Origin of the sequence: Fodinicola feengrottensis (genome assembly GCF_010993775.1) — a bacterium.
Taxonomy (GTDB): Bacteria; Actinomycetota; Actinomycetes; order Mycobacteriales; family HKI-0501; genus Fodinicola; species Fodinicola feengrottensis.
This window is the reverse complement of the sequence record NZ_WOTO01000009.1, coordinates 130,321-145,224: the sequence shown is the minus strand read 5'-3', so window position 1 is coordinate 145,224 and position 14,904 is coordinate 130,321. Positions and strand designations below refer to the sequence as shown.

17 protein-coding genes and 3 pseudogenes are annotated in these 14,904 nt (G+C 66.9%); 11 read left to right on the top strand and 9 right to left on the bottom strand.

Features of this window, described 5'->3' with window-relative positions; all coding sequences use genetic code 11:
* Positions 1-5: 5 nt before the first annotated feature.
* On the bottom strand, positions 6-644 hold the full coding sequence (locus GNX96_RS11075; RefSeq protein WP_163568009.1) for a LysE family translocator: 639 nt from the start codon (positions 642-644) through the stop codon (positions 6-8).
* Positions 645-696: 52 nt separating this feature from the next.
* Between GNX96_RS11075 and GNX96_RS11070 the strand changes: the two are divergent.
* The 3 genes and pseudogenes from GNX96_RS11070 to GNX96_RS11060 all read left to right on the top strand — a co-directional run bounded on the left by GNX96_RS11070 (position 697) and on the right by GNX96_RS11060 (position 3,916).
* Positions 697-1,342, top strand: a pseudogene (locus GNX96_RS11070) (TetR/AcrR family transcriptional regulator).
* Complete coding sequence (locus GNX96_RS11065; protein WP_163568008.1) at positions 1,317-2,945, top strand: acyl-CoA dehydrogenase family protein; 1,629 nt, start codon at positions 1,317-1,319, stop codon at positions 2,943-2,945. The pseudogene GNX96_RS11070 and the gene GNX96_RS11065 overlap by 26 nt, the downstream one beginning before the upstream one ends.
* Before the next feature lie 179 nt (positions 2,946-3,124).
* Positions 3,125-3,916, top strand: coding sequence for an SGNH/GDSL hydrolase family protein (locus tag GNX96_RS11060; protein ID WP_279579992.1), 792 nt, complete (start codon positions 3,125-3,127; stop codon positions 3,914-3,916).
* A 410-nt stretch (positions 3,917-4,326) separates the two neighbouring features.
* Here GNX96_RS11060 and GNX96_RS11055 read toward each other — a convergent pair whose 3' ends face one another.
* The 3 genes from GNX96_RS11055 to GNX96_RS50745 all read right to left on the bottom strand — a co-directional run bounded on the left by GNX96_RS11055 (position 4,327) and on the right by GNX96_RS50745 (position 6,336).
* Positions 4,327-5,469, bottom strand: coding sequence for an alpha/beta hydrolase family protein (locus GNX96_RS11055; protein ID WP_163568007.1), 1,143 nt, complete (start codon positions 5,467-5,469; stop codon positions 4,327-4,329).
* 38 nt (positions 5,470-5,507) lie between these two features.
* On the bottom strand, positions 5,508-6,125 hold the full coding sequence (locus tag GNX96_RS11050; protein WP_163568006.1) for a TetR/AcrR family transcriptional regulator: 618 nt from the start codon (positions 6,123-6,125) through the stop codon (positions 5,508-5,510).
* A gap of 70 nt (positions 6,126-6,195) precedes the next feature.
* A complete protein-coding gene (locus GNX96_RS50745) occupies positions 6,196-6,336 on the bottom strand; it encodes a hypothetical protein (protein ID WP_279579991.1) in 141 nt (46 codons plus the stop codon).
* Here GNX96_RS50745 and lgt point away from each other — a divergent pair.
* Positions 6,284-7,025: pseudogene (gene lgt / locus GNX96_RS11045) on the top strand (prolipoprotein diacylglyceryl transferase); the annotation flags it as partial. The gene GNX96_RS50745 and the pseudogene lgt overlap by 53 nt on opposite strands.
* Positions 7,026-7,060: 35 nt before the next feature.
* On the opposite strand, the gene GNX96_RS11040 reads toward lgt, so the two are convergent.
* Positions 7,061-8,119 carry a CapA family protein gene (locus tag GNX96_RS11040; protein ID WP_163568005.1) on the bottom strand — a complete coding sequence of 353 codons (1,059 nt, stop codon included), beginning with the start codon at positions 8,117-8,119 and terminating at the stop codon, positions 7,061-7,063.
* A gap of 124 nt (positions 8,120-8,243) precedes the next feature.
* Here GNX96_RS11040 and GNX96_RS11035 point away from each other — a divergent pair, with 124 nt between their 5' ends.
* From GNX96_RS11035 to GNX96_RS50740, 4 genes are all read left to right on the top strand, one after another.
* Positions 8,244-8,996, top strand: coding sequence for an SDR family oxidoreductase (locus GNX96_RS11035; RefSeq protein WP_163568054.1), 753 nt, complete (start codon positions 8,244-8,246; stop codon positions 8,994-8,996).
* A 1-nt stretch (position 8,997) separates the two neighbouring features.
* The gene (locus GNX96_RS11030) at positions 8,998-9,240 is read left to right on the top strand and encodes an alpha/beta fold hydrolase (protein ID WP_163568004.1); all 243 of its coding nucleotides are present in this window, start codon (positions 8,998-9,000) and stop codon (positions 9,238-9,240) included.
* Entirely contained in the window at positions 9,237-9,911 is a 675-nt protein-coding gene (locus GNX96_RS11025; protein WP_279579989.1) for an alpha/beta fold hydrolase, read from the top strand. The genes GNX96_RS11030 and GNX96_RS11025 overlap by 4 nt, the downstream gene beginning before the upstream one ends.
* Positions 9,912-9,994: 83 nt before the next feature.
* Positions 9,995-10,189 (top strand): hypothetical protein, encoded by a 195-nt coding sequence (locus GNX96_RS50740; protein WP_279579988.1) that lies wholly within the window; start codon positions 9,995-9,997, stop codon positions 10,187-10,189.
* A 91-nt stretch (positions 10,190-10,280) separates the two neighbouring features.
* On the opposite strand, the pseudogene GNX96_RS63105 reads toward GNX96_RS50740, so the two are convergent.
* Positions 10,281-10,514, bottom strand: a pseudogene (locus tag GNX96_RS63105) (histidine phosphatase family protein); the annotation flags it as partial.
* A 52-nt stretch (positions 10,515-10,566) separates the two neighbouring features.
* Positions 10,567-10,755, bottom strand: a complete 189-nt coding sequence (locus GNX96_RS11015) for a YegP family protein (RefSeq protein WP_163568002.1) — start codon at positions 10,753-10,755, stop codon at positions 10,567-10,569.
* A 203-nt stretch (positions 10,756-10,958) separates the two neighbouring features.
* Here GNX96_RS11015 and GNX96_RS11010 point away from each other — a divergent pair, with 203 nt between their 5' ends.
* A complete protein-coding gene (locus tag GNX96_RS11010; RefSeq protein ID WP_163568001.1) occupies positions 10,959-11,702 on the top strand; it encodes an SDR family oxidoreductase in 744 nt (247 codons plus the stop codon).
* 96 nt (positions 11,703-11,798) lie between these two features.
* Positions 11,799-12,563 carry a beta-ketoacyl-ACP reductase gene (locus GNX96_RS11005; RefSeq protein ID WP_163568000.1) on the top strand — a complete coding sequence of 255 codons (765 nt, stop codon included), beginning with the start codon at positions 11,799-11,801 and terminating at the stop codon, positions 12,561-12,563.
* Between the two features lie 382 nt (positions 12,564-12,945).
* Here the strand turns inward: GNX96_RS11005 and GNX96_RS11000 are convergent, their stop codons facing one another.
* Positions 12,946-13,212 (bottom strand): hypothetical protein, encoded by a 267-nt coding sequence (locus tag GNX96_RS11000; protein WP_163567999.1) that lies wholly within the window; start codon positions 13,210-13,212, stop codon positions 12,946-12,948.
* Positions 13,209-13,580 (bottom strand): TetR/AcrR family transcriptional regulator, encoded by a 372-nt coding sequence (locus GNX96_RS10995; RefSeq protein ID WP_163567998.1) that lies wholly within the window; start codon positions 13,578-13,580, stop codon positions 13,209-13,211. Before GNX96_RS10995 ends, GNX96_RS11000 begins: the two co-directional genes overlap by 4 nt.
* A 116-nt stretch (positions 13,581-13,696) precedes the next feature.
* Here GNX96_RS10995 and GNX96_RS10990 point away from each other — a divergent pair, with 116 nt between their 5' ends.
* Positions 13,697-14,902, top strand: a complete 1,206-nt coding sequence (locus GNX96_RS10990) for a cytochrome P450 family protein (RefSeq protein WP_163567997.1) — start codon at positions 13,697-13,699, stop codon at positions 14,900-14,902.
* The last annotated feature ends 2 nt before the right edge of the window (positions 14,903-14,904 follow it).

Sequence of the window (14,904 nt, the reverse complement as noted above, 5' to 3'; positions counted from 1 at the left end):
TGCTCCTAATCGGTGACGGCGGCGCGGACGCCGAGAGCGATGAGGACGGTGGCCGTCACCCGGGTCATGCCGGTCTTGAACCAGGAGGCGGTCAGCACCCGTTTGGCCGCGGACACCACGAAAGTCCAGCCGGTCAGCCAGCCGATCACCACCGCCGCGTGGGCCAGCGCCAGCAACGCGATCTGGACGGCGATCGGCCGCTGCGGGTTGAGGAACTGTGGGACGAGGGTCAGGTAGACCGAGGCCGCCTTCGGGTTGAGGACATTGCTGAGCAGCCCTTGTACGTACGGGTGGTGGCCGCTCCACGGCAGTCGGCTGCGCTTGGGCGTGGCGGGGTGGCTTGCCGCGCTCTTGCGGCGGCGGGTCGACCAGAGGGTCCAGCAGCCGAGCCCCACCAGGTAGCCGGCGCCGCCGATCTTGACCACCGTGAAGGCCTCCGACGAACGCATGACCAGCGTGGACAGACCAGCCGCGGCGAGCGTCGCGTGCACGAAAAGGCCAGTCACCGTACCGAAAGTGACCATCAGGCCGTCCTGCCGCCGGCCAGTGGACACTCGCTGGGTCACCAGGCTGAAGCTGGCGCCCGGCGTCAGGCAGATGGGCAGGACGGCGAGGGCGAAGCCCAGGATGTGTCGCCATTGCATGGCCTCGATCTTGCCTGACCGGCCGGTTCCCGGGTAGGGCTTGCGTGAAGAAGTGAATCAGTGCTTCACTTCTTGCGCGTACCGCCGTACGCCCCAGGTGCAGGCCCGTCTGGACAGCCAGCGGGTCGCGATCGTGGATGCCGCGCTGGCGATCCTCGCCGAGCATGGCTACCCGGGCTGCTCGATGGCGGCGGTGGCGGCCCGCGCCGGGATCGCGACCGGCACGGTTTACAAGCACTTCCCGTCCAAGGCGGAGCTCGCGGTCGAGTTGTTCCGGACCGCGGTTGGCCGGGAGGTACGAGCGATCGACGAGGCGATGGCGGTGCCGGGCACCGCGACCGAACGGATCGTCGCCTTTGTCGAGACTTTCGCTGGCCGGGCACTGAAATCGCCGCGGCTGGCGTACGCGCTGCTGGCCGAGCCGGTGGACCCGGCGGTGGAGACCGAGCGGCTGGCCTTTCGGCGTACTTTCCGCGGCCAAGCCGCCAAACAAATAGCCAGGGGAGTGCACTCGGGCGCCCTTCCCCCGCAAGATCCGGAAACCACCGCGGCCGCGTTGATCGGCGCGGTGGGTGGGTGAGGTGTTGGTCGGGCCGCTCGCGGACGGAAATCCGCATCCGGACGTGATACCGAGTCTGGTCACTTTCGCCATTCGTGCTTTGGGAGGCTCCGATGTCGACGACACACGAGGTCACTAACCAGGTGCCGCCGATCGACGGCTACGACGTGGCCGCGGATCCGGCGCTGCTGGAAAGCGTCCGCCAGCAGGGCGCCGGATGGGTCGAGCCGGAGCTGCACGAGCTGGGTGAACGGGCCGGCGGCGAGGAAGCTCGCGAATGGGGGCGGCTGGTCAACGCGAACCCACCGATCTTGAAGACACACGACCGGTTCGGGAACCGGATCGACGAGGTCGAATTCCACCCGCACTGGCATGACCTGATGACCGTCGCGGTCCAGCACGGCCTGCACGCGGCGCCGTGGCGGTCGGACCGGCCGGGCGAACATGTGGCCAGGGCAGCGAAATTCCTGGTCTGGGGACAGGTCGAGGCGGGTCACAGCTGCCCGATTTCCATGACGTACGCGGCGATTCCGGCTTTGCGGGCGAACCAGCGGCTGGCCGAGCAGTACGAGGTGCTGCTGGCCGCGCGAAGCTACGACTTCGGTTTGCGCGTACCCACCGAAAAACGCGGCCTGATCGCCGGCATGTCCATGACCGAGAAACAGGGCGGTTCGGACGTACGCGCGAACACCACCGCCGCCACGCCGAATGCGGACGGCACGTACACCCTCGTCGGCCACAAGTGGTTCACGTCCGCGCCGATGTCAGACCTGTTTCTGACCCTCGCGCAGGCACCCGGCGGCCTTTCCTGTTTCCTGTTGCCGCGGGTGCTGCCGGACGGGACCCGGAACCCGATTCGCTTGCAGCGCTTGAAAGACAAGCTTGGCAACAAGTCCAACGCGTCGGCCGAAATCGAGTATGACAATGCCGTTGGCTGGCAGCTGGGCGAAGAAGGCCAGGGCGTAAGGACGATCATCGCGATGGTCAACAACACCCGGCTGGACTGCGTGTTGGGCAGCGCCGCCGGAATGCGCGCGGGCCTGGTGCACGCCGTGCACCACACCTGCCACCGGCGTGCTTTTGGTGCCCTGCTGGTCGATCAGCCGCTGATGACCAATGTGCTGGCCGATCTCGCGGTGGAATCCGAGGCGGCCACCGTGGTCGCGATGCGGCTCGCTGGCGCCACCGACCGGGCGGCCCGCGGCGACCGGCAGGAGGAGATGTTCCGCCGGTTGGGGCTCGCGGTCAGCAAATACTGGGTGTGCAAACGCGCTCCGGCGCATGCGGCCGAGGCGCTGGAATGCTTTGGCGGCAACGGATATGTCGAGGAATCGGGCATGCCGCGGCTCTATCGGGAGGCGCCGCTGTCCTCGATCTGGGAGGGCTCCGGGAACGTGGCGGCGCTGGATTCGTTGCGGGCAATGGCAAAACAGCCGGAGTCGGTGGAGGCCTTCTTCGCCGAGGTGGACCTCGCGGCCGGCGTCGACGCCCGGCTGGACAGCGCGATCGCCCATTTGCACAAGGAACTGTCCGACCTCGAAGACCTGGAATACCGGACCCGCCGGATAGTCGAGCGGATGGCGCTGGTGCTGCAGGGCTCGTTGCTCGTACGCACCGGCAATCCGGCCGTCGCCGACGCTTTCTGCGCCTCTCGGTTGGCCGATGACTGGGGGGTCGCTTTCGGCACCCTGCCGTCTCGGCTGGACACCGCCGCGATCATCGACCGGGCCCGACTGCGGTAAGCCAGTCTTTCAGCCGTACGAATTCCGGCCGCCTTGTAGGCCGTTTGTATGTGTAACTCCCATACTTTGGCGATGGATGCCGACCCGTTTGGAGATAATTTTCCGAATTGGGTCTTGTGTCGCACCTCACTTACACCTCATCATTGTGCGGCATCCTCTCCACGACCAGGGAGCTCGCCATGAGTCGGTTCGGGCAGCGGTTGGCGCGGGTAATGACGGTGGGCGGTCTCGCGATCGCCTGCGTGATGACGGGAAGCGGCGCCGCACATGCCGCCGGGGCCGCCTATACGGCACTGGGAGATTCCTACAGCTCAGGGGTCGGTACGCGGTCGTACACGTACGACAACACCAGTTGCAAACGGTCGAATTACGCCTATCCCGTCCTGGACGCGCAGCGCCTCGGTCTGACGCTGACGTTCGCCGCCTGTTCGGGCGCGCGGGTCCCGGACGTGCTCAACCAGCTGGGCAGCCTGTCGGCCAGCACCGCCGACGTGACAGTGACCGTCGGTGGAAACGACGCCGGCTTTTCCAGTGTGATCACCCAATGCGCGAAGCCGTGGCCGTACACGTGCGGCGGCGACATCGACAAGGCGCAGACGTACATCCGCAACACGCTGCCGGGAGTGCTCGACGGTCTCTACACCAAGATCCACACGCTGGCCCCGAACGCGAAGGTCGTGGTGGTTGGCTACCCGCGACTTTTCAACGGCCAGCAGTGCAACGCGGGCGCCCGGATCAGCCCGGACGAAATGTCCCGGCTGAACGACACCAGCACCTGCTCGCCGCCACAACCAGCGGTCGCGCCAGCGCCCACGGTTTCGGCTATGTCGATCCGCGGTCCGCTTTCACCGGCCACGAGATCTGTGACTCCGCCGAGTGGCTCAACGGCCTGTCGGACCCGATCACCGAGTCCTACCACCCCAACCGCGACGGCCAGGTCGGCTACGCCAACCTCGTCCAAACCGCCCTGACCACCTGATCAGAAAAGCCAGTGCGGCGCGAAACTGTCGTACCCCTCCGGCAGATTTGCCCCCCACCCAGTGACGGGTGGGGGGTGGGTTTGAGGACCGATGTCTTTCGAAAATTTGGCCGTCGCCTCTGACCCACCCCCCGCCCCGTTCACTGGGTGGGGGTAAGAAAACAGGGTGGGTACGACAGTTTCGCGCCGCACCTGGTTTGTCGGAGTTGCTGGTGCCGTGGGGTAGGCACTGAGGTCCGGGTCGGGTTCGGCGAGTGACGCGGAAAGTAGTGCCACTCGCCGAGTGGCACTCACATTGTGTCTTTGGGCGTCGAGTGACGTGATTCCTGTGGCAAACGCCGCGCCAGCGAGCCCAGTCGCGGCGGCGAGCCGAGCCGCCGTGACGACTCTCGATAGTGAGGCTTAGCTGTGCAGGAGCAGCCAGAGGGCGAGATCTGCCTGCGGTTGGGGGCGGTCATCGGCTGGAAGTTGTCGCCGATCTGGGTCGCCGTCCGGCCGAGGGTGTGCCCAAGACCGGGATAGATCCTGACCACGTGGTCGCGGTGCAGGTTCCGGTTCAGGGTCGCCGCGCCCGAAGCCGGTACGTTCGCGTCGTTGCCGCCCTGCAGCACCAGGATCGGCATCCGCAGTTTCGGCGCGACCTGGCTGACATCGGGCAGCGCCTCGCCGGGCGCGTAAATGTGCAGGGGGCCGGTGACGAGCTTCGCGATCAGGCCCGGAATGGCAGGCAGCAGCTCGTTGTCGATGTCGATCCGGCCGTCGTGGTTGGGATCCAGTGCCGGGTCGATGCTGAAATCCGCCGGTATAGGACTGCGGCGCGAGCAGTTGGATGATCTCCTTGGCGACCAGACCGCCGCTGCCGGCGGACGCCTTCTTCAGTTCGTCCGACCCGACGCCGCCGTTCACCGCGAATTGGCGAAGATACGGGACGCCGACCATTTCGTACTGCCACTGGAAAAGGCTCGGCCACGACTGGGTAACTGGTCCCTGGAACGCGATGCCAGTCAGCTCGGGATGTGCGGCCGCCAGTGCCGCGGCGACCGTGCTTCCCTCGCTCCAGCCGTAAAGGAAGACCCGATGCCGGTCGACGTGCGGATTGTTCTGCGCCGCGGTGAGTACGGTTCCGGCGTCCTTCAGCATGCCCTGCAGAGTGAGTTTGGTGTAGTAGCTCTGGTAATCGACCTGCGTCATGCTCGTCACGTAGTGCTTGTTATAGCGCATAACCGCGAATCCGCGGGCAGTCAGCGAATTCGCCAGGTCAAGGAAGATATGTGACAGCTGTTTGCCGTCCGGGCCGGCCGGAATGTCGGCGTTCAGGTCTTCCGGGCTGGACCCGGGGATGAGTACGACCACCGGCGCGTTCTTTCGCCAGGTGGGATAGTCGAGCTCGGCTTTGGCGGTGAAGTCGCCGAAATCCAGGTTCAGGGATTGGTGGCCAACGGTTTTTGGTGCTGCCGCCCCGGATGCCGGGATCGTCGAGCAGGTGAAAGCGAGTGCCGCGACCGCCAGGCCAGCCAGTGCGCGAATGGCGTTTCGATTTCTCATGATTGGACCGTACGACCGCGGCCTTCGCCGCGCCCATGTCAAACGTCACGGGGTGGGCTGTGCCCGATGTCCGCCGGGTCGACCATCAGCCGTGCCAGCGTGGTGGTGAAACGTTCGGCGCTGACGCCGCCCGCGGCGGCGCCGAAGAAGTCGGTGGCGAGAAAATAGCCGACCATCGCATACATCATCACGGTCGCGGCGGCCTCGAGATCGTCCTTGACGGCCGGGGTACGGGACTGCACGAGCAGGTCGGCGACCCCAAGCTCGACGCCCCGCTCCACCATCGCGCCGCGGACCTTGGTGGACAGCTCGCTGGGATGTCCCCGCTCCCACATCAGGATGGCCATCATCGGCCGCAGGTCGGCCAGAAAGTCCAGGTCGCTCATCAACTGCGCGGCCAGTGGCGCGGCCGAGCGATCGTCGCCGCGCGGCAGGTCGGCGAGCTGCGGCAGGTTTTTCTTCACCCGCGCCATTTCCCGCTCGATCACAGCCAGCAGCAGCTCGTTCTTGTCTTTGAAATGGCGATAGAAGCTGCCGCTGCCCGAGGCCAGCCCGGCGGCCGCCTCGATCGCGGTCACCGGCGTGGCGGCGACCCCTCGCTCGCCGAACAGCCGGAGCGCGGCGTCGATGATCCGCTCACGTGTCCCGGCTGCCATTGGTACGACGTTACTCTTGCGTATCGCAAGACACCTCTTGCACACTGAGCACCCACCGCGGGCACCTGAGTCATTCGGAGGGGGAGGTGCCCGCGGCGGGGCCGCGTAGGTCGTACGTTCGGGGCATGATCCCGAGCCCCACCCAGAACGTCTGGTACCTGTTCGGCTGGCTGCCGTTGCGCGCGTACGCGTTCTGCATCATCGCCGGCATCGTGGTCGCGGTCGTGCTGACCGACCGGCGGCGCGGCGGCCCGCGGCGGCCCGCCCGGCGCGGTCACCGAGATCGCCCTGTGGGCGGTGCCGCTGGGCATCATCGGTGGCCGGATCTACCACGTCGTCACCGACCCCGAGCTGTATTTCGCCGCCGGCCAGAACCCGTGGAACGCGCTGGCGATCTGGAAGGGCGGCCTGGGCATCTGGGGCGCGGTGGTGCTCGGCGGTCTTGGCGCGTGGATCGCGTGCCGCCGCCTCGGGCTGTCGTTCGCGCTGGTCGCCGACGCGGTCGCCCCCGGGCTGGTCTTCGCGCAGGGCATCGGGCGGCTTGGCAACTGGTTCAACAACGAACTCTACGGTGGACCGACCAGCCTGCCGTGGGGCTTGGTCGTGCACCAACTGGACCCGGCCACCGGCCACGCCATCGGCACGCTGCCGGGCACGTACCACCCGACCTTCCTGTACGAGCTGCTGTGGGATGTCGGCGTCGGTTTCCTGGTCATCTGGGCCGACAAACGGTTCAAGCTCGGCCGTGGTCAGGCCTTCGCCCTGTACGTGATGGCGTACACCGTCGGCCGGTTCTGGGTCGAGGCACTGCGCACGGACCACGTCAACCACTTCCTCGGGATCCGGCTCAACGACTTCACCTCGGTGGTCGTCTTCGTCGCTGCTTTGGCTTATTTCCTCTGGAAACGGGAGCGACCAAAAGTCGTCGAAGAGGCCTAGCTCGGCGATGGGGCGAGGCCGGTGCAGGCGTGCAGCGCGTCGAACTTGTCGGTTATACGGGTCGCTTCGGAGCCGGTCGCCACTACCGGCTGGCCGGTGCTGGTGATGTGTGCCGGGGTGAACTGACCACCGGTCACCTTCTTGTCCTTGATCGTGACCTTCAGGACCCCGGTGTCGTTGCTGAGCGCGTTGTCCTGCCACCAGAGGAAGTTGCCGAGCCCGTACTCCACGAAGGTCTTGCCCATCCACCCGTCGCCAAGCAGCAGGTGGGCGTGCGTCTCGATGTACGCGTCAGCGCCGGCGTCGGACAGTTGTTTGGCGAGCGTTTTCTGCGCGGGCGTCGCGCACTGCTGGCCCTCGGTGCCGCCATGCACGTAGACGATCACCACGTCGGCCTCCTTGCGGGCGGCCTTGACGGCGGCGATCGTACGAGGCAGGTTCACGTACGCCGAAGCCTCGCCGGCCCGGGTGTCGGTGGCGGTCCAGACATCGGAGAGCTCGTGCAGCTGGCTGACCGCGATGAACGCGATCTTCGTGCCGCGTACGTTCACGATCCACGGCGCCCATGCCTCATCGGCGTTGTGTCCGATGCCGATCACCGGGTAGTTCCGCTTCCTGGACTCGGCGAGCGTCTGCGCGAGGCCGGTCTGCCCGTAGTCCAGCGCGTGGTTGTTCGCCATCACGGCGGCGTCGATGCCGGCCGCCTTGAGTGCGTCGAAGGCGGTGCCGGGCGTACGGAAGGCGAACTGCTTGGGCTGTGGCGTCCCGCCGGTCGTCACGGCCGTCTCCAGGTTGACCAGCGCGAGGTCGGTGGACTGGAACTGCGTCGCGATCGAGCCGAAGGCGGTGCTCGGGTCGTCGAGCAGTTTGGCCGTACGCCCAGTAAAATGGACATCTCCGGCGAAAGAGATCGTGATCGGGGCACCGGGGTCCGTCGACGGGCTCGCCGCGGCGGCGACCTTGGGGCTGACGGTCTGCTTGGGCGGTGACGCGGTGCCATTGGAACACGCTGCGAGCGTGAGGGCGGCGATAAGGACAGCCGCCAGCGTGCTCATTCTCGAGCGATGATCTAAGGCCATCTGGGCAGCGTACTGACCGTATCGGGCGGTCTGTCGCGGCGGCGTGCGGTGGCGGGTTACCGTCAGGTGTTACCAAGCGGTAGTGAGCGTGAGGGGTGGCATGGGCTCGTTCGACGGGAAAGTGGCCGTGGTGACCGGAGCCAGCCGGGGAATCGGGCTGGCGGTCGCGCAGGAACTGGTCGATAACGGGGCGAAGGTGTGTGTCACGGCGCGCTCGGCTGAGCCGCTCGCGGCCGCGGTGGACCAGTTGGGCGGTCCGGAGAACGCGATCGGCATCGCTGGCAAGGCGCACGACCCGGAGCACCAGGCCGAGGTGGTCGAGACGGTTATCAAGACGTTCGGCAGCCTCGACGTGCTGGTCAACAACACCGGCACCAACCCGGTCTTCGGCCGGATGGTCGACATCGAGCCGGCCGCGGTCGCCAAGATCTTCGAGGTCAACGTCTTCGCCGCGATGGCCTGGGCGAGCCGCGCGTACAAGGCATGGATGGCCGACAACGGCGGCTCGATCGTCAACATCGCCTCGCTCGGCGGGCTGCGGCCGGCGCCGGGCATCGGCACGTACGGCGCCAGCAAGGCCGCGTTGATCCACGTCACCCAGGAGCTGGCGCTGGAGCTGGCGCCTTCGGTACGGGTGAACGCCGTGGCGCCTGCGGTCGTCAAGACCAGGTTCGCCGAGAAGCTCTACGCGGCGGACGAGGCCGGCGTGGCCGCCGCGTACCCGTTGAAGCGGCTCGGAGAGTCGGAGGATGTGGCCGCCGCGGTCGCGTTCCTCGCCTCCGACCGGGCCGGCTGGATCACCGGACAGACCCTGGTCCTGGACGGCGGGATCACCCTGCGCGGCGGCGTCTGACATGCGCGTCCGCACTGTGCGTACGGACGACGGCGCCCGCCTGCACGTGGACATCACCGGCGACCCGGACGGCGCGGTCACGGTGGTTTTCGCGCACGGCTGGACGTTGCGCGCCCAGTCGTGGACGCCCGTACTCCGATCACTACGCTCGCTCGCCCATGACGAGGACGTCGGCGGCACCCGTTTCGTCCGTACGACCAGCGCGGGCATGGCCAGTCCACCTGGGGAAACACCTCGCCGGTGACGGTCGACCGGCTCGGCGAGGACCTTTATGCGGTCCTGGAAGCGGTGGCGCCGACCGGGCCGGTGGTGCTCGCCGGAATGTCGATGGGTGGCATGACCGTGATGGCTCTGGCCGCCGCGCACCCCTCGTATATCCAGGAGCGGGTGACCGGCGTTGTGCTGGTGAGCACCGCCGCCGGCGGCCTGGCTGACCGGCACCCGCGGCGCGGCCGTTTCGCCCACCTAGCCCGAAACCTGCCGGCACCGCTGCTGGCGGTGGGTCAGCGATATCCGGGCGGCATCGACCGGGCTCGTCGTTTGCTGCCACCGAAATACCGGATACACCAGCGACAACTCCAGCGAGTCGGGTTCGGCCCGGCGGCGCCCGCCTCGGCCGTACGCGCCTGCGCCGAGATGATCCACGCGACGCCGGCTCGTACGATCGTGGATCTCTATCCGGCGTTATTGGCGTACGACAACCGATCCCAGCTGATCGCGCTCGCCGGTGCGCAAGTTGCCGTCGTGGTGGGCCGAAACGATGTGCTGACACCGGTCCGGCACAGCCGCGAGCTGGCCGACTCCATCCCGTCCGCGACCCTGCACGTCGAGCCGGACACACGGCCACATGCTGATGATGGAACGCCCACACGTGGTCGCCGCGCCAATCCGGAAAATGGTCTACGGGACGGTTAAAACGTAGTCTCGTCGGGCCCGCAGTTCGGGTTTCGTGCTACGAGTTCCCTCCCGGTGGGCGCCTTGAACGGCAGCGAGGTGACTTGGAGGCCGTCGAGGGTGGTAATGGCGCACGGAGGTACGCCATCCGCGATCAGACTCGGCGGCAGGTTGTCATCGCCGAGAAGCGTACGGAGAAGATCTACCGTCACGCCGCCGTGAGTGACCACGACGACCAGGCCCGGGATGTCCTGGACGCTCAAGACGAACGATCGAAGGCGTTCCCCGGCGGCTCGTGATGATTCGCCGACGCGCGCGGCAATAGTCGCGATCGCGCGTCGACCTGTTCCAGTCCGAGAGAAAGTCGGACCTGGCCAGCAGTCCGTCCCAGTTCATCCGCTCACGCAAGGACTCGTCCTGACATATCGTCCGACCGGTTGCGGAGGCGAACGGACGTGCTGTCTCCAGCGCGCGTCGCAGGGGACTGCTGTAGAGATTGGTGATCCCGAGGCTGCGGAACTGCGCGGCGGCATTCGCCGCCTGACGATGACCATGTTCAGTCAGTCCCGGATCGCCGGCGGTCGACTGTTTTTCGGCATGCTGCACAAAATGAATGACCGTCATATCGGTGCATCATGCTGGCGTACGCCGTCGGTCGCACGCCATTTACGGCGACTCAGCTGCCGGACAGGTCCACGATGTCGGCGCCGTCGGCGGCCCGCTGCGCGGCCTCAGCGCCTCGCTGCGCGTCGCCCGCGCTGGCGTAACCTTCGCTGCCAGCCGCGACGACCGCGTTGTTGCCGGCCCGCAGCCGGAACCGGAACTTCCCGCCCTTGTCCACGAAGATCTCAAACGTCCCAGCCATGCTGCTCCTTCATCCGCCGGCAAGCTGCCGAGTGTGCGGACCAATACTGACGTACGGCCGGATTGGCCGCGCGCGCTGGCAGTCGCTACTGGATCCTGCTTGGACCCCGCCGACCTTGCCGCCGCGGTGCGATCGGAAAAAGTTCGGTACGTGCGTGCGACATCGTTGGATAGTCAAGTGACCGGCCGTATACCGTCGTGATCATGACCAAGGTGACAATGGTGACGGGTGGGACTCGGGGAATCGGGGCGGCGACGGCGCGCCGGTTGGTGGCGGCGGGGCACGTGGTGTGTGTCAGCTACCGGCAAGACGAGGAGTCGGCCGAGAATCTGGTACGGGAGCTGGCACCCGGGACGGTGTTGGTGGTCCAGGCCGACACTGGGTCCGAGGCGGACATCGATCGGCTTTTTGAGACGGCGACAGCAAAACTCGGGCCGATCACTGGGCTGGTCAACAATGCCGCGTATACCGGGCCGCTCGGCCCGTTCGCCGATTTTGACGGCGAGGTCTTCCGGCGGGTGGCTGAGGTCAACATTGTCGGCGTGCAGCTCTGTGCACAGCGGGCCGTACGGATCATGTCCACTGAACGTGGCGGCAGTGGCGGCGCCATCGTCAACTTGTCTTCCGGGGCCGCCACTTTAGGCAGTCCTGGCGAGTACGTGCATTATGCGGCAAGCAAAGCCGCAGTCGATGCCTTCACTATGGGGCTGTCCAAGGAAGTCGGCGGGCAGGGGATCCGGGTGAACGCGGTGGCGCCGGGCCTGGTGGCGACGACACTCCACGCGGAGGCCGGCGATCCGGGCCGGATCGAGCGGATGGCCCCGACGCTGCCGATCGGGCGCGCCGCCGATCCGGACGAGATCGCGGCGGCGATCTGCTGGCTGCTGCTGTCGGACGAGGCCTCGTACACGACCGGCGCCATCCTGCGAGTCGCTGGCGGGCGGTAGGGATATCTCACACCCGCGGGTGCGCAAACGAACGCCGTTCTAGAATCGCGCCACGTACGTACAAGCGCCCCCTGAACCGAGAGGTGACACGACCCGATGGCCACACCTGAGCAGAGAGTCGCACTGGTGACCGGAGCCGCCCGCGGGATCGGCGCGGCGGTGGCTCGCCGGCTCGCGTCCGACGGCGCCGCGCTGGGCGTCCTGGACCTGGAGGAGTCGACCTGCGCGTCCACTGTGGACGCCATTACTTCGGCTGGCGGTAAGGCAATCGCGCTGGGCGCCGATGTGTCCAACGGCGAGCAGATCACCGCCGCGGTGGACCGGCTGGCCAAGGAGTTCGGCTCGGTCGACATCCTGGTCAACAACGCCGGCGTGACCCGCGACAACCTGCTTTTCAAGATGACCGAGCAGGACTGGGACACCGTGGTGGCGGTGCACCTGAAGGGCGCGTTCCTGGCCAGCAAGGCCGTCCAGAAGTACATGGTGGAGCGCAAGTACGGCAAGATCGTCAGCATGTCCAGTGTGTCCGCGCTGGGTAACCGCGGCCAAGCCAACTACTCCGCGGTCAAGGCGGGGCTGCAGGGCTTCACTCGTACGCTCGCCATCGAGCTCGGCCCGTTCGGCATCAACGTGAACGCGGTCGCGCCTGGTTTCATCGCGACCGACATGACCGACGACACCGCCCGCCGGGTCGGGGTGACGCCCGAGGAGCTGCAGAAGCAGGCCGCGTCGATCACGCCGGTACGCAGGGTCGGCCAGCCCGAGGACATCGCCAACACGATCGCCTTCCTCACCAGCGACGAGTCGTCGTTCATCACCGGCCAGATCATCTACGTCGACGGCGGCCGCAAACTCACCTGACCCCGGACTCTGTCCTCCTCGACGCGATGCGTGCGTCAGTCCTGGTTCCATCGAAGTATCCGCTACGGCGCGAAACTGTCGTACCCCCTGGTATAAATTGGCCCCCACCCAAATCGGGTGGGGGGTGGGTTTGAGGACGCGCGGAGACGAAAAATTTTTGCGTGTCTTGAGGTTTTTGGGGCTGTAGGTGCTGGAGTTCCTCGTCTCGCCTCGGCGGCCTCCCACGACGCGGGCCGCGAAGCCCATCGAGTGCGGGACAATGTCCTGCACTCGACGTCGAATGCAGGACATTATCCCGCAGTCGCCGACCAGAACCACACCAACCTCGCGCTAAGCACACATAGGCGGCCCAATCCGGCGCTCTCAGTAATCGAAGTTCGGCCTACTGGGTATCGAGGCTGGTGTGTACGGCGGCGAAGAGGATGTTGCAGCTGGCCGCCACCTCGGCGCGGGGCTGGGCGTAGCTGGATTCCAGCCATTCGCGGGCGATGTAGTGCATCGCGCCGATCAGGCCGTGTGCCACCAGGGCGGTGTTGACGCCCGTACGGTCGCCGATCGATTTCGCTGTCATGTCTTCAAAAGTGCTCATCGTCTTACGCCACAGTTGGTACGTCGTCGGGCTGATGTCGAAGACTTCCACGAGCATCACCCGGCGATCCGCGGGTCCGACTCGATCTCGGCGAGAAACTGGTTCAGGCAGGCGAGCGCGTCGGTTGACGGGTCGTCGACGACGCTCATCGCCATCCGCATGAAGGAGTCCGCGCAACGCAGGTAGACGGCGTGGAACAGTGCCTCCATCGAGCCGAACCCCCGATAGAAATAGCGCTTGGTGAGGCCGGCCGCCGCGCAGACCGCGTCCACTGTGGCGGCGTGAAAGCCCTGCGTACCGAACACCTCCAGGCCCGCGTCGACGAACCGGGCGACCCGCTCGGCCTCGCGCCGCTGCGGGCTGAGGCCACCGTAAGAGCGGCCGTTCGGCTCCACCACTGTGCCCACCTGGGCAGTGTCGCACGGCATCGACGGGAACGATATTTGACACTGACTCGTGTCAGTTTCTAACGTCAGACATCGACGACCGTGAGTGGTGAAGGAGTGCCCGTGACCGAAGTGGCCGAGCAGGAGCTGGTACGACGATGACCGTCACCGAGCCTGCCGCCGAGTTGTTCTCCGACTCGTACTGGAAAAACCCGTATCCGACGTACGACTTCCTACGCGCCGAGCAGCCGGTGCACGAGGCCACACTGCCCGAGGGTGGCACGGCTTGGCTGGTCACCCGGTACGAGGACGTGAAGGCCGCGTTCCTGGACGCGCGGCTGTCCAAGGACTATCGCTGGACGCTTCCGGAGGAGATGCGGGCCGCCGCTCCGATCGCCAACGTCGGCGGCGGCGCGATGATGATCTTGACCGACCCGCCGGACCACACACGCCTGCGCAAACTGGTGGTCAAGGCCTTCACCGTACGACGGATCAACGGCCTGCGTCCAGGCGTGGAGGCAATCGCTGAGCGGCTGCTGGACGAGCTGTCGAGCCACGTCGTCGACGGTCGGGTCGACCTGCTCGACCACTACGCGGTGTCGCTGCCGGTCGAGGTCATCTGCGAGCTGCTGGGCGTACCGGCCGCCGACCGCCCGTCCTTCAGCGCGTGGTCGGCGACCATGGTCGACGAGAACCCCCAATCCGACAAGCACGAGGCCGGCGCGAACCTCGGGGCGTACTTGTCCGAGCTCATCGAGCGCAAGCGGGCCGAGCCGGACGGTGCCCTGCTGTCCGCCCTGATCGAGGTCTCGGACTCCGGCGACCGGCTGTCGCCCGGCGAGCTGGTGGCGATGGCGATGATGCTGCTCATCGCCGGTCACGAGACGACCGCGAACCTGATCGGCAACGGCATGCTCGGCCTGCTGACCCACCCTGAGCAGCGCGACCGCCTGCTGGCCGACCCGGCTCTGCTGCCGGCCGCCGTCGAGGAGTTCCTGCGCTGGGACTCGCCGGTGCACAACGCACCCATCCGGTTCGCGGCGGAGGACGTACGCATCGGCGATGCCGTCATCCCAGCCGGCGCGATGGTGATCCTGTCCACCGGCTCGGCGAACCGGGACAGTGACAAGTTCGCCGACCCGTCCCGGCTGGATCCGGACCGTGACACCAGCGGCCACCTGTCCTTCGGCCACGGCCTGCACTTCTGCCTCGGCGCGTCGCTCGCCCGGATGGAGGGCCAGGTCGCGATCGGCGCGCTGCTGCGCCGCTTCCCGGCCATCTCGTTGGCCGTACCGGCGCGGGACCTCCTGCACCGCCGCAGCACTCTCGTACACGGCCTCCGCGAACTCCCCGTCCACCTCTAACG